The sequence below is a fragment of the Mycobacterium sp. M26 genome (genome assembly GCF_001494595.1).
In the GTDB taxonomy this organism is placed as follows: domain Bacteria; phylum Actinomycetota; class Actinomycetes; order Mycobacteriales; family Mycobacteriaceae; genus Mycobacterium.
Genome location: NZ_LN929908.1, coordinates 1,222,378 through 1,245,259, shown reverse-complemented (window position 1 = coordinate 1,245,259; position 22,882 = coordinate 1,222,378). Strand labels below are relative to the sequence as shown.

Annotated in this window: 21 protein-coding genes and 1 pseudogene; 6 read left to right on the top strand and 16 right to left on the bottom strand. The window is 66.2% G+C overall.

Annotated features, from left to right (window positions below):
* Nucleotides 1–2: 2 nt before the first annotated feature.
* The gene (locus tag BN3385_RS15300; protein WP_059017767.1) at nucleotides 3–866 is read right to left on the bottom strand and encodes an alpha/beta fold hydrolase; all 864 of its coding nucleotides are present in this window, start codon (nucleotides 864–866) and stop codon (nucleotides 3–5) included.
* Between the two features lie 171 nt (nucleotides 867–1,037).
* Between BN3385_RS15300 and BN3385_RS15295 the strand changes: the two genes are divergently transcribed.
* Nucleotides 1,038–1,739, top strand: coding sequence for an IclR family transcriptional regulator (locus BN3385_RS15295; protein WP_059017765.1), 702 nt, complete (start codon nucleotides 1,038–1,040; stop codon nucleotides 1,737–1,739).
* Nucleotides 1,740–1,886: 147 nt separating this feature from the next.
* The gene (locus BN3385_RS15290) at nucleotides 1,887–3,524 is read left to right on the top strand and encodes an FAD-dependent oxidoreductase (RefSeq protein ID WP_059017763.1); all 1,638 of its coding nucleotides are present in this window, start codon (nucleotides 1,887–1,889) and stop codon (nucleotides 3,522–3,524) included.
* On the opposite strand, the gene BN3385_RS15285 is transcribed toward BN3385_RS15290, so the two are convergent.
* On the bottom strand, nucleotides 3,515–5,056 hold the full coding sequence (locus BN3385_RS15285; protein WP_059017761.1) for an AMP-binding protein: 1,542 nt from the start codon (nucleotides 5,054–5,056) through the stop codon (nucleotides 3,515–3,517). The two genes, BN3385_RS15290 and BN3385_RS15285, sit on opposite strands and share 10 nt — an antisense overlap.
* 81 nt (nucleotides 5,057–5,137) lie before the next feature.
* Between BN3385_RS15285 and BN3385_RS15280 the strand changes: the two genes are divergently transcribed.
* Entirely contained in the window at nucleotides 5,138–5,854 is a 717-nt protein-coding gene (locus BN3385_RS15280) for an enoyl-CoA hydratase/isomerase family protein (RefSeq protein WP_059022004.1), read from the top strand.
* Nucleotides 5,855–5,954: 100 nt separating this feature from the next.
* Nucleotides 5,955–6,371, top strand: coding sequence for an Rv2576c family protein (locus BN3385_RS15275; protein WP_059017759.1), 417 nt, complete (start codon nucleotides 5,955–5,957; stop codon nucleotides 6,369–6,371).
* Here the strand turns inward: BN3385_RS15275 and BN3385_RS15270 are convergent.
* Nucleotides 6,287–6,976, bottom strand: coding sequence for a TetR/AcrR family transcriptional regulator (locus tag BN3385_RS15270; RefSeq protein ID WP_059017758.1), 690 nt, complete (start codon nucleotides 6,974–6,976; stop codon nucleotides 6,287–6,289). The two genes, BN3385_RS15275 and BN3385_RS15270, sit on opposite strands and share 85 nt — an antisense overlap.
* A gap of 126 nt (nucleotides 6,977–7,102) precedes the next feature.
* Here BN3385_RS15270 and BN3385_RS15265 point away from each other — a divergent pair, with 126 nt between their 5' ends.
* On the top strand, nucleotides 7,103–8,380 hold the full coding sequence (locus BN3385_RS15265) for a cytochrome P450 (RefSeq protein ID WP_059017756.1): 1,278 nt from the start codon (nucleotides 7,103–7,105) through the stop codon (nucleotides 8,378–8,380).
* Here the strand turns inward: BN3385_RS15265 and BN3385_RS15260 are convergent, their stop codons facing one another.
* The gene (locus BN3385_RS15260) at nucleotides 8,381–8,788 is read right to left on the bottom strand and encodes a hypothetical protein (RefSeq protein WP_059017754.1); all 408 of its coding nucleotides are present in this window, start codon (nucleotides 8,786–8,788) and stop codon (nucleotides 8,381–8,383) included.
* A 125-nt stretch (nucleotides 8,789–8,913) separates the two neighbouring features.
* Between BN3385_RS15260 and BN3385_RS15255 the strand changes: the two genes are divergently transcribed.
* Complete coding sequence (locus BN3385_RS15255) at nucleotides 8,914–9,705, top strand: Rv1363c family protein (RefSeq protein WP_059017752.1); 792 nt, start codon at nucleotides 8,914–8,916, stop codon at nucleotides 9,703–9,705.
* Nucleotides 9,706–9,717: 12 nt separating this feature from the next.
* Here the strand turns inward: BN3385_RS15255 and BN3385_RS15250 are convergent, their stop codons facing one another.
* From BN3385_RS15250 to BN3385_RS15195, 12 genes and pseudogenes are all read right to left on the bottom strand, one after another.
* Complete coding sequence (locus BN3385_RS15250; protein ID WP_059017750.1) at nucleotides 9,718–10,236, bottom strand: Rv2253/PknI dimerization domain-containing protein; 519 nt, start codon at nucleotides 10,234–10,236, stop codon at nucleotides 9,718–9,720.
* A 27-nt stretch (nucleotides 10,237–10,263) separates the two neighbouring features.
* On the bottom strand, nucleotides 10,264–11,913 hold the full coding sequence (locus tag BN3385_RS15245; protein ID WP_059017747.1) for an MCE family protein: 1,650 nt from the start codon (nucleotides 11,911–11,913) through the stop codon (nucleotides 10,264–10,266).
* Nucleotides 11,913–13,067: pseudogene (locus BN3385_RS15240) on the bottom strand (MCE family protein); the annotation flags it as partial. The pseudogene BN3385_RS15240 and the gene BN3385_RS15245, both read right to left, overlap by 1 nt.
* Nucleotides 13,068–13,088: 21 nt before the next feature.
* Complete coding sequence (locus BN3385_RS15235) at nucleotides 13,089–14,582, bottom strand: MCE family protein (protein WP_059017745.1); 1,494 nt, start codon at nucleotides 14,580–14,582, stop codon at nucleotides 13,089–13,091.
* Nucleotides 14,579–15,676 (bottom strand): MCE family protein, encoded by a 1,098-nt coding sequence (locus tag BN3385_RS15230; protein WP_059017743.1) that lies wholly within the window; start codon nucleotides 15,674–15,676, stop codon nucleotides 14,579–14,581. Before BN3385_RS15230 ends, BN3385_RS15235 begins: the two co-directional genes overlap by 4 nt.
* A complete protein-coding gene (locus tag BN3385_RS15225; RefSeq protein ID WP_059017741.1) occupies nucleotides 15,669–16,700 on the bottom strand; it encodes an MCE family protein in 1,032 nt (343 codons plus the stop codon). Before BN3385_RS15225 ends, BN3385_RS15230 begins: the two co-directional genes overlap by 8 nt.
* Nucleotides 16,697–17,983 (bottom strand): MCE family protein, encoded by a 1,287-nt coding sequence (locus BN3385_RS15220; protein ID WP_059017739.1) that lies wholly within the window; start codon nucleotides 17,981–17,983, stop codon nucleotides 16,697–16,699. The genes BN3385_RS15225 and BN3385_RS15220 overlap by 4 nt, the downstream gene beginning before the upstream one ends.
* A 9-nt stretch (nucleotides 17,984–17,992) precedes the next feature.
* Nucleotides 17,993–18,838: an MlaE family ABC transporter permease gene (locus BN3385_RS15215; RefSeq protein ID WP_059017737.1), complete on the bottom strand. Its 846-nt coding sequence runs from the start codon at nucleotides 18,836–18,838 to the stop codon at nucleotides 17,993–17,995.
* Nucleotides 18,839–18,850: 12 nt separating this feature from the next.
* Nucleotides 18,851–19,660, bottom strand: coding sequence for an MlaE family ABC transporter permease (locus tag BN3385_RS15210; RefSeq protein ID WP_059017735.1), 810 nt, complete (start codon nucleotides 19,658–19,660; stop codon nucleotides 18,851–18,853).
* Nucleotides 19,650–19,838: a thiolase C-terminal domain-containing protein gene (locus tag BN3385_RS28645; RefSeq protein WP_059017733.1), complete on the bottom strand. Its 189-nt coding sequence runs from the start codon at nucleotides 19,836–19,838 to the stop codon at nucleotides 19,650–19,652. The genes BN3385_RS15210 and BN3385_RS28645 overlap by 11 nt, the downstream gene beginning before the upstream one ends.
* Nucleotides 19,839–20,233: 395 nt before the next feature.
* Nucleotides 20,234–21,442 (bottom strand): CaiB/BaiF CoA transferase family protein, encoded by a 1,209-nt coding sequence (locus BN3385_RS15200; protein WP_059017731.1) that lies wholly within the window; start codon nucleotides 21,440–21,442, stop codon nucleotides 20,234–20,236.
* Nucleotides 21,439–22,866 carry an aldehyde dehydrogenase family protein gene (locus BN3385_RS15195; protein WP_082690717.1) on the bottom strand — a complete coding sequence of 476 codons (1,428 nt, stop codon included), beginning with the start codon at nucleotides 22,864–22,866 and terminating at the stop codon, nucleotides 21,439–21,441. The genes BN3385_RS15200 and BN3385_RS15195 overlap by 4 nt, the downstream gene beginning before the upstream one ends.
* Nucleotides 22,867–22,882 lie beyond the last annotated feature (16 nt).

Sequence of the window (22,882 nt, the reverse complement as noted above, 5' to 3'; positions counted from 1 at the left end):
CGTCACCGCCCCAGCAGAAAGTCGATGTGCAGCCGGTCGAACGTCTTGGGATCCTCGTACTGCGGCCAATGTCCGCAGCCGGCCATCACCTCGAAGCGCGCACCCGGGATCATCTCCGAGATCCGCCGGCCCTCGCTGACATCGGCGGTCGGGTCGTCGCTGGTCCACAGCACCAACGTGGGTGCGCTGATGGCGCCGTAGTCCTGCGGCCGCATCAGGTTGCGCTGGCGGATCTCGGGATCCTGCAGGGCCATGATGTCGCGCATCGCATTGACGAAGCCGGGCTGCCGGTAGACCCGCTGGCGGCTCGCCACGATGTCGTCGTAATCCCTGGTCTTGTCGGCCATCAGCCACTTGATCCGGGCCTGCACCGTCTCCCAGCTGGGGTTCTCCGCCGCGGCCATCGACAGGGTGATGATCCGCTTCATCACCTCCGGATCGGCCTGCGAGCCGCCCGCGGTGTTCAGCACCAGCCGGTCGAGGCGGTCGGGGTGGTCGACGGCAAACCGGGAGACCACCCAGCCGCCGAGAGACTCCCCGGAGAGGTGGGCACGCTCGGCGCCGATGGTGTCGAGGAAGGCCGCGAGGTGGTCGACGTAGTGCGGAATCTCCAGCGGATGACCGGGCTTGTCGGTGTAGCCGTGCCCGAGCATGTCGATCGACCAGGTGGAGAAGTGCTCGGCGTGTGCCTCGAGATTGCGGACGTAGGCCTCCGCGTGGCCACCGGAACCGTGCAACAGCACCAGCACCGGTTTGTCCTGCTCACCGGCGTGCAGATAGCGGGTGCGCACCCCGTTGACGTCCAGATATCCCTGCGAGAACGCCACGCCCTGCAGATCGCCCCAGACGCTTTCGAACTCCGACACCCAGTTGCCCCTGTCTAGTGTGATAATGACATTCTCGCTTTTTGTAAGCGGTATGTGTAATTATTGAACTATGGTGTGCTATAGATTGAAAGCATCACTCTCGCAGTGCCGTCTGTCAAGGAGCTGCGATGGTGTTCGGCTCATCTTTGGCACCTCCGACACGGAGACGGCATGACGCAGATGAAGATCGACCGGCCGGTCAGCACGGCACCGGGATCGCAGACATTGGCCCGCGGGCTCAACGCCCTGCAATTGGTCGCGGGCGCGCGCAACGGCCTGACCATCCAGCAGGTCGCCGACAGCATTGGTGTGCACCGCACCATCGCCTACCGGCTGCTCACCACGCTGGCCCAGTACCGGCTGGTCGCCAAGGGCGAGGACGGCCGGTTCCGGGTGGCGGCGGGCCTGGCCGCCCTGGGGGCGACCTTCGACAACAACGTCCGCGAACTGAGCCTGCCGATCCTGCGCGACCTGGCCGACCAGCTCGGCACCACGGTCTCGCTCCTGGTGGCCGAGGGCGATCAACAGGTCGCCATCGCGGTGATCGTGCCGACCCATGTCTCCTACCAACTGTCCTTCCACGAAGGCAGTCGCTACCCGCTCGATCGCGGCGCGGCCGGGATCGCGCTGCTGGCCGGCATGCCGCCGACACCCGGGGAGCGCGAACTCGTGACCCAGGCGCGCACTCAGGGCTGGGTGATTACCCATGGCGAGATCGAACCGAACACCTACGGTCTTGCGGTTCCGGTGCACCGGCCGCCGAACTCGCCGCACACGTGCATCAATCTGATCTCGCACCGCGAGGATGTGGTGCGGCGCGGCAAGGACGCGATGATCGAAGCGGCGCAACGGCTCTCGACGGTTCTCAGTTAAGCACCCCGCTGAACTGCGGAAATGCCGTCGCTTCGCTTGACAGCCAGAGAATTGCGTCGTTAGCGTGTAAAGAACGAACGGTTTGGTGCGCTATCTGCACACACGAAACACGTTGCGCCGCAATTGCAGTCAGGAACGGAGCCGATCATGGCGGACGCGGATTCGCAGCACTGGGATCATGAGGCCGATGTCGTCGTGCTCGGCACCGGCGGAGCCGGGCTAACCGCGGCGCTCACCGCGGCAGCAAACGGTGCCTCGGTGGCGATCTATGAGAAGGCCGCGACGGTGGGTGGCACCACCGCCGTCTCCGGCGGAATCGTGTGGACGCCCGCGCACAACCGCTCCGCTGATGTGGACCTCCCCGTCGAGGACGCCATGGCCTATCTGCGGGCCCAGGCCCTCGGCGCGATGGACGAGGAGTTGGTGGAGACGTTCGTGCGCACCGGCGCACCGATGATCGACTTCGTCGAGAACCACAGCGACGCGCGATTCGAAATCGCGCCGGGCTACATGGATTACAAGCCCGAGCTACCGGGCGGCAAGACCGTCGGCGGCCGATCACTGAGCCCGCTGCCCTACCAGGTGACACGACTGGGCGACTGGGCCGACCGGATCACCACGTTCCCTGCGGACTGGAGCAACGTCGGTTTCGACGCCGAAACCCGAGCCCGACTCAACGCCGACGTCGACGACCAGGGCGGACAGATCGTGGTGGCTGGCGGTGCGCTGATCGCCGGACTGCTCAAGGGCCTGCTGGATCGCGGCATCGTCCCGGTGACCCAGGCCAGGGCGACCGACCTGGTGGTCGAGGGTGGCGCAGTGGTGGGCGTGCGAATCAGTCTGCCCGACAGCGAGATTACGGTCCGGGCCCGCCGCGGGGTGGTCCTGGCGACGGGCGGCTTCGAGTGGGACGAGAGCCTCGTCGGGGCATTCCTGCGCGGCCCGATGCGCGGCGCAGTTTCCCCGCCGAACAACACCGGCGACGGCCTGCGGATGGCGATGGCCCAGGGGGCCGATCTGGGCAATATGGGCGAGGCCTGGTGGGTGCCGATCGTGCGGATCCCCGGTGACACCATCGAGGGCAAACCGCGCAGCCGCAGCGTGCGTCTGGAACGCACCCGCCCGCGCAGCATCATCGTCAACCGCGCCGGGAAGCGATTCGTCAACGAGGCGTGTGACTACAACTCGATGGCCGGGGCGTTCCACTACTTGGACCCGCGCAGTGGCTACGTGAACGATCCCGCCTGGATGGTGTTCGACTCACTGCATCTCAAGCACTACGGATTCCTGGGCGTCGAACCGGACGGCCCGGCGCCGGAGTGGTTCAACCAGTCCTCGGATCTGGCCGAACTGGGCGAGAAGACCGGGATCGATCCCGAGGGCCTGGCGCAGACGCTGGACCGGTGGAACACCAATGTGGCTGACGAGGTGGACCCGGACTTCGGCCGTGGTTCCAGCGCGTACGACGGTTACTGGGGCGACGCCACGGCGGCCACGACGGCGGGAAAGACGTTGGGCCCCATCGATACCGCACCGTACTACGCCGTCCCGATCTCAGTCGGGTCGATGGGCACCAAGGGCGGCCCCCGCACCGACGCCGACGGGCGGGTGTTGCATGTCAGCGGCGCGCCGATCCCCGGACTGTTCGCCGCGGGCAATGCGATGGCGGGCGTGACGGGCCGGGCTTACGGTGGCGCCGGCGGGACCATCGGCCCCGGCATGGTGTTCGGCTACCGGGCCGGCTACCGCGCCGCCACCGGCGAGTCCGTCCCGATTCAGGGCTGAAATCCTTCACGAATACTCTTGCGCACCAGGTACTTCTGCACCTTGCCGCTGGCGGTCCGCGGGTAGTCGTCGACCTGGTACAGCTCCTCTGGCCACTTCTGCCGGGCCGCGCCCGCTTCCTGGAAGTGGGCGCGCACCTCGTCAAGGGTCGGCATGGTGTACCCGTCACGGATCCGCAGGACGGCGGCGGCATGCTCGCCGAGTCTGGGCTCCGGCGCGGCGACCACCACCGCCTCGGCCACCGCGGGCATGGTCAGCAGCACCTCCTCGACCTCCAGGGCGCTGATGTTCTCGCCGCCGCGAATGATGAAGTCCGCCTTGCGATCGGTGATGGTCAGATAGCCGTCCTCATCGAGGATTCCGATGTCACCGGTGTGGTACCAGCCGTCGTCGTCGAAGGCCTTCGTGGTCAACTCGTCATCGGTGTAGCCCAGACACAGATCCGGTCCACGCGAGAGTATTTCGCCGTCCTCGGTCAGCCGGATCTCCACCCCCGGTCGCACATTGCCGTCGGTCAGCAAGCGCTTGTCCTCCGGGGCGTCCTGCGCCGAGCCGGTGATCGACGGGTGCTCGGTACTGCCGTAGGAGCGGAACACATGGATGCCCAGATCGGCCAGCCGGCGGGTCACCGCGGCCGGCACCGTGGATCCGCCGAGGCCGACGGTCTTGATCCGGCTCAGATGGGCATCGGTGAAATCGGGATGGTCGAGCAGGCTGGTCACGAAGTACGGCGGCCCACCGCCCATCGACATGCCATGCGACTCCATCAATTCCAGGACGCGACCCGGGTCGAAGACGTCGCACAGGTCCACCGGCGCGCCCTCGATCACCGGGATCAGGAAGGCACCCACCATTCCGATGAAATGGCCGACCGGGGTAGCGGTGATCTGACGGCCCCGGTCGGTCGCGTAGTTGGCCAGCAGCTGCCGGGTCTCGAAGCTCAGCGTCTGGTGACTGTGGATCACGCCTTTGGGGTCCCGGGTGGTGCCCGAGGTGAACGCGATAAGCGTCGGCGACGCGGGATCGGTGTGCAGTTCACCGGCCATCGGCTCGTCGGCCAGCAACTGGTCGAAATCGGTGCCGACGAGTCCCACGATCGGGATGTCCTGACACAGATCGGGCTGGAACTCCATGTGCCGGAACCGCTCGGTGGTGATGAACACCGTGGGTTTGGCGGTCTGCAGGATGTAGCCCAGCTCCTTGCGGCCGTAGAAGTGCACGATCGGCACCACCACCGCCCCGAGGAACGCCGACGCCCAGAAGGTGGCCGCCGCCTCGACCCAATTCGGCAACTGGAAGGCAACCACGTCGCCGGGGCCGACGCCGCGGGCCCGCAGCCCCGCGGCCAGCCGCCGGGCCATCATCTCCACATCGCCGAACGTCCCGGTGAAGGGCCGCAGGTCGGAGTGCACGCAGAACCCGGTATCGGGACTGTCCGCCAAACCACGGGCGAGCAGCTCGCCCAGGGTTTCCTGGGTCCACCAGCCCTGATCCTCGTAGTGTTCTCTGAGCTCAACCGGGATGTTCCGCATGACCTCCCTGCACCTCCCACGTCGCTGGCGATGCTATTCTCCGAAGCCGAGAATGCCAATACCGGAATCGGAGAACCCAAAATGGTGGACCTCGAGTGGAGTGACAGGCTGGCGGTTCTCACGATCGACCGGCCGCATGCCCGCAACGCCATCGCGCTGTCCACGATGGGTGAACTCGAAGAGGCGCTCGATGCCGCCGCCGGGGCTCGGGCCCTGGTGATTACCGGTGGCGGTGACCGCGCCTTCGTCTCGGGCGGTGATCTCAAGGAACTCAGCGCGCTGCGCACCGTCGAGGAGGCGGCCGCGATGGCCAGACGGATGCGGACCATCTGCGACCGCATCGCGAACTTCCCGGCACCGGTCATCGCCGCGCTCAATGGGCATGCGCTGGGCGGCGGGGCTGAAGTGGCGGTGGCTGCCGACATCCGGGTGGCCGCCGACGACATCCGGATCGGCTTCAATCAGGTGTCACTGGAGATCATGCCCGCCTGGGGCGGCGCCGAGCGACTGGCTGCACTGGTAGGCAAGGGCCGCGCTCTGATGCTGGCCGGTTCCGGCACGATTCTGGGTGCCGCCGAGGCGCACCATTTCGGTCTGATCGACAAGGTGGTGCCGCGGTCGTCGTTCGCCGACGAATGGCGTTCACTTGCAGTGTCTTTGGCCAACCGGCCGGCCGGTGTCATCAAACGCGTGATCGCGGGCGGTACCGCCGAGCAGGCCATTGATGCGTTTGCCGCGTTTTGGGTCTCCGACGAACACTGGGACGCCGCCGACCGCGTGATGAACCGGTCCAAGTGAGCAAGTCCCGATATCCCGGGTTCGCCGGTTAGCCGACCCTTTCAGGCCCTACAATCCGGTAACTGGTTTTGGTGAAGGAGGCGGTGTGCGAGGCTGCGCCATGAGGTTCGTCCGGGTCGGTTCAGCGCTCATTCTGGCCACTGCCGGAGTTGCTGCCGCCGAGGCGACGGCGAACGCCGAAGACCCGGTGATGCACCAAGTCACCTACAGCGTGTTCACCGAGATGCCGTTCCGCGGCGCGGAGATCTACTACCGCGACACCGATCCGCCGAACTGGGCCGACTACAGCCACGACCCCTACCTGTTCAGCCCCAACGTCGAGGCCGACCTCGGGCCCTCGCAGAAGTGGGTGCTCAACGTCCAGCTCGCCAACCCCAACGAGTGGGCGATGGTGATGGCCACCAGCGGCAGGTCACCGAACCCGCCCAACTTTCACTGCGTGCTGGCAGTCGACGGCGTCGTGGTTGCCGAGAACTCCGGCGCCAAGGGCGCACTCTGCTCGTTGCGCCACTGGTGAGCTGACTCGGCCTCGGCCGGCATCGGCTCCCCCTCCATCAGCGTGAGGTAGCGCTCGACGAGTTCCAGCGTTTCGCGGTGCCCGGCGGTGACGCCGAGCGCCTCCCCCATCACCAGCACGGTGGACAGCCCGGTCATCAGCACCGACCAGACCACCGCAGGCACCTCGTCGGGCAGTACCTGATGGCGCTCCAGGGCAGTCACGAAGGCTGCCCGCTGCTGCTCCCGGAACCGCTCGGCGTACTGCGAGATTTCGGTGCGCAGCACCTTGCGATGGTTGGCCAGTGCGGCCATCTCCATCGTGAGCCGGCTGGCCGCCGGGTTCAGTCCGTGCCGCCACAGCGCCCACAGCGGCTGCGGAGAGGCCAGCGCGCGTTCGTGGGCGGCCATGCCCAGATCCGCATACCGGCGAAACACCTCCAGGAACAGATCGTCCATGGAGCGGAAGTAGTAGTGCACCAACTGCGGCTTGAGGCCGGCCTTCTCGGCGACCCGCCGGGAAGTCACCGCCGCGTAGCCCTCGTCGAGCATCAGCTGTTCGGCGGCATCGACCAGAGCCATGCGGTTCTTTGCGTCCGGCGCCCCGATCCGCCGCGCCGATGCCATGGCCCCTCCGTCTCTCGATCGAACACGCCGATCGTACGTGGGCTGCGGCGGTCAACCTTGACCCCGCACTTTACCCCGTGCTAAGCAAGTGCTCAGCACTGTGGCCGATCGAGGAGGAACTCATACATGACCGACTTCGCCGGGCTCGACTTCCTCACCGACCAGTCACTGGTCGGCGACCCGTATCCGTACTACGACTACCTGCGGGCGCAGAACCCGGTGCTGCGGCTCGCACCGCACGGGTACGTCGCGGTCACCGGCTACGACGAAGCGCTCGCGGTGTACAAGAACGTCGAGGACTTCTCCTCGATCGTCGCCCTCGGTGGACCCTTCCCCCCGCTTCCGTTCACCCCGGCGGGCCACGACCTCAACGCGCAGATCGACGCGCACCGGACCGAGTTCCCGATGTATGAGCACATGGTCACGATGGACCCGCCCGATCACACCCGGGCCCGCTCGCTGCTGAGCCGGTTGCTGACCCCCAAGCGGCTCAAGGAGAACGAGGACTTCATGTGGCGGCTGGCCGACCAGCAGCTCGACGAGTTCCTCGACCAGGGCCGCGCGGAGTTTCTCGCCGAGTACGCAAAGCCGTTCTCGCTGCTGGTGATCGCCGACCTGCTGGGCGTGCCCGAGGAGGATCACCGGGAGTTCCGGGTGGTTCTCGGTGCCGAGCGTCCCGGCGCCCGGGTCGGTTCCCTGGACCACGAATCAGTGGGCCGCAATCCGCTGGAGTTCCTCGACGAGAAGTTCAGCGGGTACCTCGAGGACCGGCGCAGCCGTCCGCGCGACGACGTGCTCACGGATCTGGCCACCGCCAAGTACCCGGACGGCTCCACCCCGGAGATCATCGACGTGGTGCGCACCGCGACGTTCCTGTTCGCCGCCGGTCAGGAGACCACCGCGAAACTGCTGTCGGCGGCCATCAAGGTGCTCGGCGAGCGGCCCGACGTTCAGCAGGCGCTGCGGACCGATCGCAGCCTCATCCCCGCCTTCATCGAGGAGTCGCTGCGGCTGGAAAGTCCGGTCAAGAGCGACTCCCGGCTGGCGCGACGGTCGACGACGCTGGGCGATCTCGAGATCCCCGCCGGCACCGTCGTCATGGTGTTGCCGGGTGCGGCCAACCGGGACCCGCGCCGGTTCACCGATCCGCACGAATTCCAGTTGAGCCGGCCCAATGTTCGCGAGCACATCGCGTTCGGTCGCGGGGTGCACTCCTGCCCGGGGGCACCGCTGGCCCGCGTCGAGGGCCGCGTATCCCTGGAGCGGATGCTGGACCGGATGGGTGAGATCACCATCGACGAGGACGCACACGGGCCGTCGGCAGACCGGCGCTACAGCTACGAGCCCACCTACATCCTGCGTGGGCTCACCGAGATCAACGTCCGCTTCGCCGCGGCGGGCTGACTAGGCGTCGCCGCGAACCCAGATCGACTCGTTGTTCTGGATCCCGCACGTCAGGAACAGGCCGTCGGGCGCTTGGGCGACAGCGTTCTCGTACCCGCTGCAGTTGGTGTTGAACTCCTTGACACCGACCATGGGCGGTGACCGGAAGTAGCGCGGCTCGTAGCGCCGCGGCGAACCGCAGAACACCAGGCGGCCCCAGTTGTTGCGGGTGTCGACGCCGAAGACGTAGTAGCCGGTGTCGCTGCACGGCGCACCGAGTTCCACACCGGCGGTGATGCCAGGGGTGCAGAACGCGTCATTGCACTCGCTGGCATTGATCGGTGTGGTGTCCGGATCCGCCAACGCCGTGGCCGGCATCAGCAGTCCAGCAACCAGGGGCGCGGCCAGAGCTACGACGGTCTTTCGCACCCTCACACTTTCCCATATTCGGTAAGCGAATTCTCCCCCTCTGACCAGAAAATGGGACTGTGAAATGCTAGGTGGCACTGCTAACGTCACGGTCCGCAATCGACCGCGAAGGACGAGGAGGTCCGATGCCGCCCGGCAAGCGTGAGTCCGAGACGCCCGACGCCGACGACACCCTCGGGTCCGCTGCTGCCGCCGAGGCCGCTGCCGCCGAGGCCGAGGCGCGTGCCGAGGCGGCCCGGGCCCGCGCAGAGGAGCTGCGCCGCAAGCTGGAGGCGGCCGGCGGCACCGAGACTGAGACCGACACCGCGTCGCAGGACGCGACCGACACCGACGCCGATAGCGATGCCGACGCCGACCTCGATGCCGACGCCGACCTCGAGGACGAGACCGCCGACGAGCCGGCACCCGCCCGCAAGCGCCGGCTTCGGCTGCCGTCGGTGAAGGCGGTGGCGGCCAGCGTGGTGGTGCTCGTCATCGCCGGCCTGCTCGGCGCGACCGGCTACATGCTCTGGGAGCACAAGAAGGCCGCCGACGAGCGGCACCGCACCGCCGAGTACGCGGCGGCCGCCCGCCAGGGTGTGGTCAACCTGATGTCGATGGACTACAACCAGGCCAAGGAAAGCGTGCAGCGGGTCATCGACGACTCGGTGGGCAAGTTCCAGAACAACTTCAAGGACAGCTCCGAGGATCTGATCAAGGCGCTGCAGGATTCGAAGATGATCACCAAGGTGACCGTCAATGACGCCGCGGTCGAGCAGATGGACGACGAGACAGCTGTGGTCCTGGTGGCGGCTACCTCGCATCGCGAGGGGCCCAACGCCCCCAAGGAGGATCAGCAGCCGCGGGTCTGGCGGGTGGTGGTCAGCCTGCAGCGCGACGGTGGACAGATCAAGATGTCCGACGTCGAATTCTCCTGATGGCCTTGACGATCAGCCGACGATGCGCTGCACCCGCACCGGCATCTTGATGACCAACGGCAGGTTTCGCCCGCAGGCACCGCTGAGGCCGTAGGTCTCGTCGTACCCGCCGAACAGCGACCCGTCCGACGGGTAGCGCTGACCGTTGGAATCGACCACCCAGAACCGGAATTCCTGCTTGCCCGGTGAGGCCGAGCCGTCGTAGCACGGCTCCCAGTTCGGGATCGTGCGCCGCACCACCCAGCGGTCCTCGGTGTAGACCATGTCGGCCTCCCAGCCCAGGCTGCTGCTCATGTGACCGGTGCACGATGTCGGGCTCTCGCACGTCGAGGTGGTGGTCCACACCTGCTGCACGCTCTGCTCGTCGTGGAACACCTCGTTGGTCTTCGACATGCTGCCGATCGAGGTGACCAGGTAGCGCCCGTTGAGCTCGATCCCATAGGGACCACTGGCCTGCGCCGGGGCCGCGACACCTGTTGCGGCGACGAGGGTTACAGCGCACGCACCGAGGGTCACGTTGACTGCACGCATCACGGTCTCTCCAATCCGGACCACCGCCTAGGTCGGCAGCAGGTCCTTCCACGACTTGGGCGTACCGCCGGCAACCACCGTCGACTGCTGCCGATACTGGCCGTCCGGGGTCAGATAGCGGCCGTTCTGCGGGTCGTAGTAGGCCACCGCCACCTTCGGGGTGGCACTGCCGTCGGCCCCGTACCCACTGGGCGCGACGGGCACCGCACCGCCGTCGGGGGCAGGCGCCTCCGCGGGAGCCGGACCGGGCAGCGGACCCGCCGGATCAGCCTGGGGCGCAACAGCTTCCGGCGCGGGCGGCACCTGGGCCGCGGCCGGAGCCAACGGAGCCTCGGTAGGCCCGGGCGCGGCCGGCACCGGCCCCGGCGGGCGGGGGGTGCCTTCCAGCGGACCGTAGATCTGATCCTGGAAGGTCACCCGGTCATCCGGCGGGATGCCCTGCGACACCAGATTCGGGTCGAATGGGTAGGGTCCCGTCGCGTGCTGGCGCATCGCCAGCGGCTCAAAGGGCTTGTCGCTCTTGCAGATCTCCACCGTGGGTGCCCGCTTACCCGGCTTGTCCATGCAGGGGTAGTTGCGGGCGCCGCGCACCGAAATCGGTGAATCCTGAGGCAGTTTGCAGTACAGGCCGTCCGGCGTGTCGATATCGGACAGGTCAGCGGGCGAACGCCACTGGGACGGCGGCAAGAATCCCACGGTGCACGGCGGCGGGTCGCCGAACATCGCCGAGAACTCGCCCAGCGGCAGGCCGGTCGGGTTGTTCTTCGGCAGACCGAAGGACTGCTGGGCGGCGATGTAGGCCGGCAGGATCACCAGCAGCTGCTCGATACCCGGGTTGTAGGTGACCAGAACCTGGCCCACCGTGTTCAAGTTGGCCAGCAGCACCGGCAGCGTCGGCTTGACCTGGTTCAGCAGCGCCGAGACCTCCGAGATCGCACCGGGCGCGGTCTTGAGGATAGTGCGAATCTGCGGATCTCTGTTGTTGAGCGTGTCGCTGATCCCGGCGAAGCTACGCGACCAGATCTTGATGGAGTCCGAGGATTGCGCCTGGCCATCCAGCAGCGGCCCGGTGTCGTCGACCAGCGCCCGGGTCTGATCCGAGATGCCGTTGATGTCACCGGACAGTTTGGACGCGGAATCCAGCAGTGACTGGATGTCGAAACCCGCACCATTGAAGGCCTTGAACGACTCGTCGAGCAGTTGAGCCATCTTGTCCTGCGGGATGGTGTCGAGCAGTTTGCTCACCTGATCGAGCATCGGGCCCACCGGCTGGGGAATCGAGGCCGCCTTCACCGGGATCACCGAGCCGTCCTCCAGATACGGCCCGGACTTGGTGCGCGGCACCAGATCCACGAACTGCTCGCCCACCGCCGAGATGCTGCGGACGTTGGCCTGCAGATCGGCGGGGATCTTCGGCGAGGTGTCCAGCGACATCGTGGCGACCGCGCCGGTGTCGGTCAGGTCCACCGAGGTGACCTTGCCGATCTGAACACCGCGGTAGGTGACATTGGAGAACCGGTAGAGCCCGCCGCTGGCCGGCAGCTCCAACTTCACGGTGATCTTTCCCAGCCCCAGCAGCGTGGGCACCTGCATGTAGGTGAACACCATCACCGCCACACCGATGATCGAGGCGATCGTGAAGATGATCAGCTGGTTTCGGACGAAACGCGTCAGCATCAGTTTCCTCCGGTGGGTGCAGCAGGGGCCGGCGGCGGTCCCGGTGGCGCGGCGTAGGGGCCGGCGAAGATCTTGTCGATCTCCTCCTGGTTCGGCACCGACAGCAGCCCGCCGAATTCCGGCGGTACGACCGGCAGGACCGGCCCGTTGACCGGTGGCATCGGCCCGGAGGCCGCACTGATCGGCGCACCGTCGTCACCCTGCGGCGGCGGCGCGACACCGGCGGACAGCGGTTCGTAGGTGTAGTTCAGGTACCACGGATCACCGGGCGCGGGAACGAGTTTCGCGTGCTCCTCACCCCAGCGGGTACCGAGGAACAGACCTCGTTTGAGGCGCGGGATGGTGAAGTCCAGCACCGCGTAGAGGTTCATGTAGTCACCACGCACGGCGCGGTCGATCAGACCCTGGCTGTAGGGGAACGTCGTCGCATAGGCCAGCGCCTTGCCGATGTCGGGACCGATATCGGCAAGACCTTTGAGGGCGGGCTCCAGGTTCTTCAGGTTCTGCACCAGGTCGGCCTGGACGTTGTTGACCACCCCGCTGGCGGTGTCGCTGAAGGTGCCGAGCTTCTGCAGCGCGGTGGTCAGTGCGGGCCGTTCCTTGATGAGAACGTCGAGGGCGGGTGGCAATTCGGTGAGCACCCGGTCGATCGCCTCGGTCTGTCCGGCGAAGGTGCCCGACAGCCGGTTGAGGGACTTGATCGAGGCGATGATGCTGTCGCGCTGCTCGTCGAGCACACCGACGAAGTTGTCCAGCCGGGTCAGCAGATCCCGGACGTCGTCCTCTCGCCCGGACAGCGCGGTGCTGAAGTTGTGGATGATGTCGGAGATCTGCCCGAGCCCGCCACCGTTGACCACTGCCGCCACCGCCGAGAGCGTCTGCTCGGTCGACGGATACTTGGAGGTCTGGCTCAGCGGAATCGTGGCGCCGGGAACCAGACGTCCACTGGGCTTGTCCCCCAGCGGAGCGTTGAGCGCCACATGCATCGAGCCCAGCAGGCTGGTCTGCCCCACCGTCGCCACGGCATTGGCCGGGATCTCGATCTCAGGCTTGACCGAGATCTCGACATCCGCATGCCAGCCCTTCAGCGACATCTTGCCGACGCTGCCGATCACGACGTCGTTCATCAGCACCGGCGAATTCGATTCCAGCGTGCCGAATCGTCGTTCTACTCATCACGGTGTCCCTTCGGCCGGCATGGGCGGACCAGGCGGGGCGGCCGGCGCGGGCGGGGCGTCCGGCGGCACATACGACGGGTCGGGAATCGGTCCGGTGGTGCCCGGCATCAACATGCCCGGCAGGTTGGACACCGTCGGCACCGACTGTCCCGGCAACAGCGCCGGCGACGGGTAGACCGGGGCGTGCGGCACATCAGGCGCGGTCGGTCCGGGCGCGATGGCCGGGGGCTGACCGTAATTGGGCGGCGCACCGACGTCGTTGTTGAGCCCGGTGTAGGCCGAGATCGCCGGCGCATCCTCCGGACCGCGCTGCGGTCCCGGACCACCCGGTGCCAGTGACGGGTCGGTGTAGACGATGTTGTTCGGGTTCGCCGACTTCATCAGGTACGGGTTGGTCGGAATCGGAATGTAGTTGAAGTTCAACAACCGCAGGGCCGGGCCGAGGTACTGCGCACACAGCTTGGCGGTCTCGGGCGCGGTGGTGTTCTCCAGCGCACCGATGGAGCCACAGATGAACCCGACCGGACTGGAGAAGTTAGGCAGGGTGAAGCCACCGCCGAAATCGCCGGTGTCCGGGTTGTAGATGTTGTAGCCGTTGGCGAATGCGGTCGGCGCGATGTGCAGGTTGTTCTCCAGCGCGGTCTTGTTGTCCACCAGGATCTGGGTGACATTGCCCAGGCGCTGGATCTGCTCGGAGGTCGGGTCACGGGTTTCGGCGATGAACCGCTGCACCTCGCCGATCGCCACCGACAGGTTGGTGATCGCGCCGTCGAGATCCGAACTGCTGTCGTTGATCACGCTGGTCAGCGTGGCCAGCCGATCCTGGAACTGGACGATCTGAACATTGCTGTCCCGCAACGTCGTCACCACGGCCTGCAGGTTCTTGATGATGTCGACGATGTTGCCGCTGCCCTCGGCGAGCACCCGGCTGACACCGGACAACTCGGCGATGGTCTGCCGCAGCTTCTCACCGTTGCCGTCCAGTGCGTTGGCGGCGCTGTCGATGAACTTGCTCACCGAGGTGGTCGAGACGTTGCCTTGCGGGCCCAGGTCGGTGGCCAGCCGGGTGACCTGATTCTTGACCTCGTCCCACTCGACCGGGACCGCGGTGCGATCGACGGGAATCACCGCGCCGCTGGCCATCTTCGGGCCGCTGTTCTTGCGGTAGGCCGGCGTCAACTGGACGTAGCGCGCGGCCACCAGGTTCTGGGCCACGATGACGGCCTTGGCGTCGGCCGGCACCGGGACGTCGTGGTCGACGTTCATGGTGATCTTGGCCTGGGTGCCGTCCGGCTCGATCGAGCTGATCTTGCCGACCTTCACCCCCGACACCCGCACCTCGTCACCGGGGTAGATGCCGGTGGCGCTCGGGAAGTAGGCGGTGATCGTGGTGGGGGCGAAATATATCTTGCGCACCAGGAACGCCGCACCGGCGAGCAGCAGCACAGCCAGCAGGGCCACTGCCGCCAGGACCAGTCGATTCCGTCTCATGGCTGACCCCACCGTTCGTTGGGCTGCGGTATGCCGTTGTAGGGGAACGGAATCTCGGCACGCGGTCCGGCGTTGTCCGGCGGCTGGCCGGCGTCGATACCGCGGCGGAAGCCGAACGCATAGTCGAAGAACGGCTGCAATAGCTGGGCGGGCTGGACGTTAGGCACGAAGGCGTTGTAATAGAACCCGCTGGACACCGTTTCGCCCTGGGTCAGCTGGAACTTCGCCAGCCCAGGCAGGGCCTTTGCGATGTTGTCACGCTGGTTCTCCAGCATCGCCAGCACCGAGTTCAGCCGCTTGAGCGTCGGCGCCAGCTTGGCCTCGTTGTCATTGACCAATCCGGTGATCTGCTGGGCGACCGCCGAGGTGTTGGCCAGCAGGTTGGAGATCGCCAGCCGGCGGTCGTTGAGGACACCGAGCAGGTCGTTTCCGTTGAGCAACAGGGTGTTCAGCTTCTCGCTGCGCTTGCCGAGGACGACGCTGACATCGGCAGCGTTCTTGAGCAGTGAGGCCAGCGAGTCGTTACGGGCGTTGAGCGACTTGGACAGTCGCGTCACCCCGTCGAAAGTGGGACCCAGTTGCGGAGCAAGCTGATCGAGGGTGTCCGACAGGGTGTCCAGCGACTGGTTGAGCGAGGCGGTGTCGGTTCCCGCCGTGTTGGCGGTCAGGTCACTGACCGCCTCGGTCAGCGAGTAGGGCGAAGACGTTCTCGTGATCGGGATCTGGGTGCGCGGCGGCATCGTGCCGCTGCCCGCCGACTCCAGGGTCAGCACCCGTTCGCCGAGCAGCGTGCCGGTGCGGATGTGGGCGGTCGTATCCGACCCCAGTGGCACCGCACCCTTGACCAGGAAGGTGACCAGGGCATCGCCGTCGACCAGCGAAACATCCTGGACGCTGCCGACTTTCATACCCGACACCGTGACGTCGTTACCCGGCATGATGCCGCCGGCCTCGCTGAACACCGCCTGATACTTGACGTTGGTCGCCATCGACAGCAGCTTCTCGGGCTGCAGGCCCACCAGGATCACCAGGATGATCAGGGTCGCGCCAAGGAAACCCGCCCTGGCCAGATTCGCTCCGCGGTACTTAAGCATCGGGTTCCGTGCACCTTCCGGTCTCTTGCTTGATCCACGGGAAGACCACCGTCCGGCCCTGTAGATCGGTCGCCCGGATCGACAGGCCGCAGATGTAGTACTGGATGAAGCTGCCGTAGGCGCCCAGTCGCACGAGCTTGCGGTAGTTGCCGGGCATCCGCTTGATCCCGGCCTCCAGTCCGTCCTTGCTGTCGTAGAGCAGCGGCGCAAGGCGATTCATCTGCTCGACCGACTTGGCCAGCGGCGAGCGGGCTTCGCCGAGCAGGCTGGCCAGCGAGGCAGTGCCGTTGTCCAGCGAGGTGATGGCGGTACCGATCGGATCGCGGTCCCCCGACAGTCCCGAGATCAGCTGCTCGAGCTTGTCGATCGACGCGTCGAACTTGTCGCCGTCCTTGGCCAGCACCCCGACAACGGTGTTGAGGTTCTCGATGAGCTGCTCGATGGTCTGGTTGTTATCGGCCAGCGCATTGGAGAACGAGGAGGTCTTGGAAAACAGCGACTGCAAGGTGCCGCCCTGGCCCTGGAAGGCCTGGATCAGCGACGTCGTCAGCGCGTTGACATCCTGCGGATTGAGGCCCTGGATAACAGGTTTGAGGCCGCCCAGCAGCAGATCGAGGTCCAGCGCTCCGGCCGTACGGTCAGCCGGGATCTGCGATCCGGCCGGCATCACCCGGGTCGAGCCGGGTCCGTCCACCAGTTCCAGGTAACGGTCGCCGACGAGGTTGAGGTAGCGCACGGCGGCCTTGGTTCCCGTGGTCAGCACCACGTCGCGGTCCGCGTCGAACGTCACCAGCACCGACTTGTCCGGGCGCAGCTCGAGATCGTTGACCGTGCCGACCCGAATTCCGGCCACCCGCACGGTGTCTCCGGTCTTCAGCCGCGAGGCGTCGTTAAACACCGCCGAGTACGAGTTGGTGGCGCCGGTGCGGTACTGCCCGAAGATGAAGAACAGCGAGGCCGTCAGGATCGACATCACGATCCCGAAGATGACGAACTTGATCAGTGTCCGGTGTCGGCGCATCATCCCGGCATCCCCATCTGGGTGGTGTTACGCGGCGGGCCGTCGATCGGGCCGAACAGCGCCTGCTTGAGGCCGTCGGAGTTGAGCAGGATGCCCTGGTTGCCGTAGCGCCACGGGTTGGCGCCCACGTCACCGACGAGCATCGGCGGCACGTACTCGTAGGGCACGTTGGGCAATCCCATCTCTTTGCAGATCGGGCGGTCGAGTTTGGCGTTGACCTTCGGCAGGTCCTGCGGCCAGCGGTAGCGCTCGATACCGAGCAGGAAGCTGACCGAGACCAGGACGCCGGGGACCGGCAGCGGCGGCGAGGTGGCGAACGGAACGATGCCGCCCAGGCCGCAGGAGATGTTCTCGTGGTACTTGGCCAGCAGGGCCGTCGTCGGCAGCAGCACGTGAACCGCGTCGGTGAGCCCCTGCCGGTTGTCGCTGAGGACTTCATTGCCCAGATCGGCGAACCCGGCAGCACTCATCAGCACCGCGTCGAGGTTCTGCTGCTCCTCGACGATCGACCGACTGAGCTGGGCGGCGTTGTCGGCGGTGCGGATCAGATCGTCGGAAGCCTCGGCGTAGGTATCGGCCACTGCGGGGAAGACCTCGATGTCGTGCCGCAGGTTTGGCAGGCTGGGGTCGAGCTTGGCCAACAGCCGGTCGAAGTCGGTCAGCGTCTGCCCGATCTTCTCCCCACGGCCACTGAACGCCTTCGAGATGGCGCCGAGGGTCTCGTTGAGTTTGGCCGGGTCCAGCTTGTTGAGCACTGAAACCAGTTGCTGGAAAACAGTATTGATCTCGACGGTCACATGCCCGGCGGTGACCACCTGTCCGGGCTTCATCCGGCTCGTCGACGGATCCGCCGGCGGTACCAGTTCGACGAACTTCGATCCGAATACGGTGGTGGAGGCGATGTCGACCAGAACGTTCTCGGGAATGTGGCGCAGCTGGTCGGGATCCATCGCCAGGTGCAGGGCCGCGGTCCCGTCCGAGCGGGCCTCGATCGAGGCCACCTTGCCCACCTGGACCCCGCGCATCTTGACCCGGGCATCGGGGTTCATCACCAGGCCGGCGCGATCGGAGATCACCGTCACCGGAACGGTTTTGGTGAAGGAACCACGGAACAACCCGACCGAGACGGCCACGATGGCGATGATGGCGAGCACCGTCGCCAGACCCGCGAGCGGGCGCGCGGAACTGCGGGCGCCGAAGCTCTGGCCGGGCCGCGCCGCGATAGGCGCGGCGGCGGTTTCGGTTTCGGATCGGTCAGCCGGGCCCGGACCGAGGTTTCGCGTCACGTCTTCTCCCTATCCGGACAGGTTGAAGTTGCCGTTGGAGCCGTAGATGGCCAGGGAGACCAGCAGGGTCACCGAGACCACCACGATCAGGGATGTGCGTACCGCGTTGCCCACCGCGACCCCGACTCCCGAGGGTCCGCCGGTGGCGAAGTAGCCGAAGTAGGTGTGGATCAACAGGATCGTGATCGCCATCAACACCGCCTGCAGAAACGACCACAGCAGATCGATCGGGTTGAGGAAGGTATTGAAGTAGTGGTCATAGAGGCCACCGGACTGACCGAACAACACCACGGTGGTGAACTGGCTGGCCACGAAGGACAGGATCACCGCGATCGAGTACAGCGGGGTGATCGCCACCATGCCGGCCACGATCCGGGTGCTCACCAGGTATTCGACCGGGCGGATGCCCATCGACTCCAGGGCGTCGATCTCCTCGTTGATCCGCATCGCGCCCAGCTGGGCGGTCACCCCGGCGCCGAAGGTGGCGGCCAGCCCGATCCCGGCGACTACCGGCGCACTGATGCGCACGTTGATGAACGCCGCCAAAAAGCCGGTCAGCGCCTCGATGCCGATATTGCCCAACGAGCTATAGCCCTGCACCGCCAGCGTGCCACCGGCGGCCAGGGTCAAGAACCCGACGATGACCACCGTGCCACCGATCATCGCCAACGTGCCCGCCCCCATGGAGATCTCGGCAATCAACCGAATGATCTCCTTACGGAAATGCACCGCCGCATGCGGCGTCCCACCAATCGCACGGGCATAGAACAGCGTGTGATCACCAATGCGGCCCAGCGTCCCGATGGGTCGCTTGAGCTGCCGGGTCAATCGCGGGTAGACCGCTGGGAGTGCCATGGGTGCGTTCCTCTACCGGGTGGTCATGCGGATGCCGATGGCCGTCACGACCACATTGACCACGAACAACGCCATGAAGGCGTACACCACCGTCTCGTTGACCGCATTACCCACCGCCTTGGCACCACCACCGGAAATCGTCAACCCCCGATAACAAGCCACCAACCCCGCGATCAACCCGAACAACGCCGCCTTGACACACGAGATGATCACCTCCGGCACCCCGGTCAACAACGTGATCCCCGCCGCGAACGCCCCCGGATTCACATCCTGAACAAACACCGAAAACACATAGCCACCCAAAATGCCGATGATCACCACCAACGAATTGAGCAACAGCGCAACCAGACCCGAAGCCAACATCCGCGGCGTCACCAACCGCTGCACCGGGTTGATCCCCAACACCTCCATCGCGTCGATCTCTTCACGAATCGTGCGCGACCCCAAATCCGCACACATCGCCGTCGCCCCCGCACCGGCCACGATCAACACCGTCACCAGAGGGCCCACCTGCGTCACCGCACCAAACGCGGCACCGGCACCCGAGAGATCCGCCGCGCCCAACTCCCGCAACAGGATGTTCAACGTGAAGCTCACCAACACCGTGAACGGAATCGCCACCAACAACGTCGGCGCCAACGACACCCGCGCCACAAACCACGACTGCTCCAAAAACTCCCGCCACTGAAACGGCTTATGGAACACATAACGCACCGCATCAGCCGACATCGCAAACAACCCACCGATCGCCTGCATCGGCCCCGACACCCCACTACGCAGGGCAATACCCGGCGACCAACGATCGGGTCCCTTACTTGCCATCGGCGACCGGTCCTTCCGGGGTGGTGGAGGTTGCGGCGAAGTCGACATCTTCATAGCCGATCGGGTGGGTCACGGTGAGGGAATCGTGAACTTCAGCAACATCAATATCAGCTGATGCCAACCGTGCCATCCTGTAAGTCCGGTAGGCGAACGCGTCGGCGTCCGCGCGATTCTTCATGCGCTTGGCTCGCGGCGCAGAGATGGCTCTGCCAGTGCTATCCCCGCGGGCCCTCAGTCCGTCGTCGCGACCCGAAAAAATGCGGTCTGAGGTGCATCTTTTGGACGCCACTGGCGTGCCGCCGCGGAGTGCCCCACTGCCATCGGCAGGTAAGAATAGCTGCGCTATCGATTTAACTGAGAACGGCCGAGTATTAACGCCGTGCGTTATTGGCACATCGCTATCCGCAATTGCTTTTGTGTGCAAATAGCGCCCAGCTGGCAAAGAATTGGACGCGTATCGACCCTGTGTGATCTCACCCGGGCTACGTGATCCAGTGAGATCCAGGTCACAGGCCCTCAAGGTAAGGAAGGTACCCAGTTCGGTGCGGCAGGACATGAGTTCTCCGGCGTTGCCTAGGTGACCGCGCCGGCGGTCTTGAGCTCGATGATGCGGTCCCAGTCCAGGCCGATCTCCTCGAGGATCTCGTCGGTCTGCTCGGCGAAACCCGGGGCCGGGCCGCTCTGCGGAGCGGCCACATCGAACTGCACCGGATTGGACACCAGTTCCAGTTCACCGGCCTGGACCAGATACTCGTTGGCCCGCACCTGGGCATCGGCGGCAGCCTGCAAGGTGTCCTGCACTGGCGCCCACGGCCCGGCCAGTGTGGCGAACCGCGTGGACCACTCGGCCAGCGTGCGGGTGGCCATCGCCTTGCCCAGGATTTCCACCGCGTCGGCGGTGTGCGCCGCGATCTGCTCGGCAGAGCCGAACCGCGGATCGTCGATGTATTCGGTGATCTCCATGTGCCGGCACACGTCGGCCCAGAACTTGGTGGGCTGCATCATCACGAAGGAGATGTAGCGTCCGTCGGCGGTCTCGTAGAGGCCCACCAGCGGATTGATCGGCGAACCGTGCACGCCGGGCACCGGTGCCACCAACCGCTCCCCCAGATGCTGGGTGAGTGCGATGGTGTGCCCCATCGCCCACAGCCCACTGCCCAGCAGCGAGACATCGACGACCGAAGGTTCGCCGGTGCGTTCACGTTTGAACAACGCCGCCGCGATCCCGCCGGCCAGGTTCGTGCCGGAGATGGTGTCGCCGTAGGCCGGCCCGGGCGGTCCGATCATGCCTTCGATGCCGGGTGGGGTGATGGTGGCCGCGGTTCCGGCGCGGCACCAGAAGGCGGTCATGTCGTAACCGCCTTTCTCCGATTCCAGGCCACGCGGCCCGAAAGCGCTGCCGCGGGCGTAGATGATCGCCGGGTTGACCGCGCGGATGTCCTCGACGTCGATGCCGAACTTGCGGCGATGACCGGGCAGGAAGCTGGTCAGGAAGACGTCCGAACGCCGGACGAGTTCCAGCAGTACCTCTTTGCCGCCGGGCACCGACATGTCCAGCCCGATGCTGCGCTTACCCCGATTGGCATGTTCCACATTGGGATTCGGTTCGCCTTCGACGCGCAGCGGACCGGTCTGCCGCAGCCCGCGCTGCGGGTCACCGGTCACCGCGTGCTCGACTTTGATGACCTCGGCACCCCACTCCCCGAGTACCGCACCGCAGGACGGCACGAAGCCGTACATGGCGACCTCGAGAACGCGCACACCCTCCAGGGGCTTGCTCATCCGACCACCTCGGCGAGCGTCTTGCCTTCCAGGAACTCCTCGAGGCCGGCCACGCCCATCTCACGGCCGACGCCGGACTGCTTGTAACCGCCGAACGGGGTGTCGGGCCCGAAGTAGTTGCCGCCGTTGATGCCCATGGTTCCGGTGCGGATGCGCCGCGCGATGGCGCGGGCCCGCTCCTGCCCGCCGAAGACACCGCCGGACAGTCCGTAGATGGAGTTGTTGGCGATCCGCACGGCGTCGTCGTCATCGGAGTAGGCCAGCACGGCCAGCACCGGTCCGAAGATCTCCTCCTGGGCGATCTCACTGTCCGGGTCCACGTCGGTCAGCAAGGTCGGCTCGTAGAAGTAGCCGGGGCCCTCGACCTTGTTGCCGCCGGTGACCAGGGTGGCGCCGGCTGCCACGGCCCGCTTGACGATGCCGTCGACCTTCTCGCGCTGGGTCTCGCTGATCAGCGGTCCCATATAGGTGGCCGGGTCGGCGGGGTCGCCGTACTTGATCATGCCCATGAAGTTCTTGACCAGTTCGACGATCTCGTCGTGATGGCTGCGCGGCACCAGCAGCCGGGTGGTGATGGCGCACCCCTGCCCGGCGTGTGAGCAGATCATGAACGCCGCCATCATCGCGCAGGTGTTGAAGTCGGCGTCGTCGAGCACGATCATGGCCGACTTGCCGCCCAGTTCCAGGAAGACCTTCTTGATGGTCTCGGCGGCGGCCGCCATGATCTTGCGACCCGTGGCCGTCGACCCGGTGAAGGTCACGACGTCCACATCGGAGCTGGCCGTCAGTGCCGCGCCGACCGCCGCGTCGGTCGAGCTGATCACGTTGACCACACCGGCGGGGATATCGGTGTACTTGGCGATGACCTCACCAAGCGCCAGCGTGGTCAGCGGGGTATCGGGAGCGGCCTTGAGTACCACGGTGCAGCCCGCGGCCAGCGCCGGCGCCAGCTTGGCCAGGGCCAGCTGGTTGGGATAGTTGTAGGCGATGATCGCCGCGACCACGCCGGCGGCTTCCTTCTCCACCCAGCGGTGGTGGCGCTGCCCGCGGCTCTCGATCTCCCCGAGGTCCTCGGTCATCGGATAGGTCTTCAACAGGTCGGCGTAGTAGCCGACGATCCTGATCGGGTCGTCGAGCTGAGCGCTTTCGGTGAGCGCACGCGTGGCACCGACCTCGGCGATGGTGATGGCACGCAGCTCGTCGCTGTGGTCGAGCAGGGCCTTGTGGAGCTGGTCCATACAGCGGATCCGGAGCTCGACGTTGGTCGGCCAGTCGGTGGTGTCGAATGCGGTGCGGGCAGCGGCGATGGCCCGCTGCGCGTCGGCGATGTCGGCGTCGGGGGCGTATCCGACGACCTCACCGGTGGCCGGGTTGAGCGAGGGGTAGCTCCGGGCGGCTGCGACCAGCTCGCCGTCGATCAGCATGTGCCGGTCAGACGCC

Coding starts and splice junctions, on each gene's coding strand:
- BN3385_RS15245 (WP_059017747.1), bottom strand. CDS start 11,913: ATGCTGACGCGTTTCGTCCGAAACCAGCTGATCATCTTCACGATCGCC.
- BN3385_RS15215 (WP_059017737.1), bottom strand. CDS start 18,838: ATGGCACTCCCAGCGGTCTACCCGCGATTGACCCGGCAGCTCAAGCGA.
- BN3385_RS15270 (WP_059017758.1), bottom strand. CDS start 6,976: ATGGCATCGGCGCGGCGGATCGGGGCGCCGGACGCAAAGAACCGCATG.
- BN3385_RS15290 (WP_059017763.1), top strand. CDS start 1,887: ATGGCGGACGCGGATTCGCAGCACTGGGATCATGAGGCCGATGTCGTC.
- BN3385_RS15255 (WP_059017752.1), top strand. CDS start 8,914: ATGCCGCCCGGCAAGCGTGAGTCCGAGACGCCCGACGCCGACGACACC.
- BN3385_RS15250 (WP_059017750.1), bottom strand. CDS start 10,236: ATGCGTGCAGTCAACGTGACCCTCGGTGCGTGCGCTGTAACCCTCGTC.
- BN3385_RS15280 (WP_059022004.1), top strand. CDS start 5,138: ATGGTGGACCTCGAGTGGAGTGACAGGCTGGCGGTTCTCACGATCGAC.
- BN3385_RS28645 (WP_059017733.1), bottom strand. CDS start 19,838: ATGAAGAATCGCGCGGACGCCGACGCGTTCGCCTACCGGACTTACAGG.
- BN3385_RS15285 (WP_059017761.1), bottom strand. CDS start 5,056: ATGCGGAACATCCCGGTTGAGCTCAGAGAACACTACGAGGATCAGGGC.
- BN3385_RS15210 (WP_059017735.1), bottom strand. CDS start 19,660: ATGGCAAGTAAGGGACCCGATCGTTGGTCGCCGGGTATTGCCCTGCGT.
- BN3385_RS15200 (WP_059017731.1), bottom strand. CDS start 21,442: ATGAGCAAGCCCCTGGAGGGTGTGCGCGTTCTCGAGGTCGCCATGTAC.
- BN3385_RS15225 (WP_059017741.1), bottom strand. CDS start 16,700: ATGATGCGCCGACACCGGACACTGATCAAGTTCGTCATCTTCGGGATC.
- BN3385_RS15230 (WP_059017743.1), bottom strand. CDS start 15,676: ATGCTTAAGTACCGCGGAGCGAATCTGGCCAGGGCGGGTTTCCTTGGC.
- BN3385_RS15195 (WP_082690717.1), bottom strand. CDS start 22,866: ATGCTGATCGACGGCGAGCTGGTCGCAGCCGCCCGGAGCTACCCCTCG.
- BN3385_RS15275 (WP_059017759.1), top strand. CDS start 5,955: ATGAGGTTCGTCCGGGTCGGTTCAGCGCTCATTCTGGCCACTGCCGGA.
- BN3385_RS15265 (WP_059017756.1), top strand. CDS start 7,103: ATGACCGACTTCGCCGGGCTCGACTTCCTCACCGACCAGTCACTGGTC.
- BN3385_RS15235 (WP_059017745.1), bottom strand. CDS start 14,582: ATGAGACGGAATCGACTGGTCCTGGCGGCAGTGGCCCTGCTGGCTGTG.
- BN3385_RS15295 (WP_059017765.1), top strand. CDS start 1,038: ATGACGCAGATGAAGATCGACCGGCCGGTCAGCACGGCACCGGGATCG.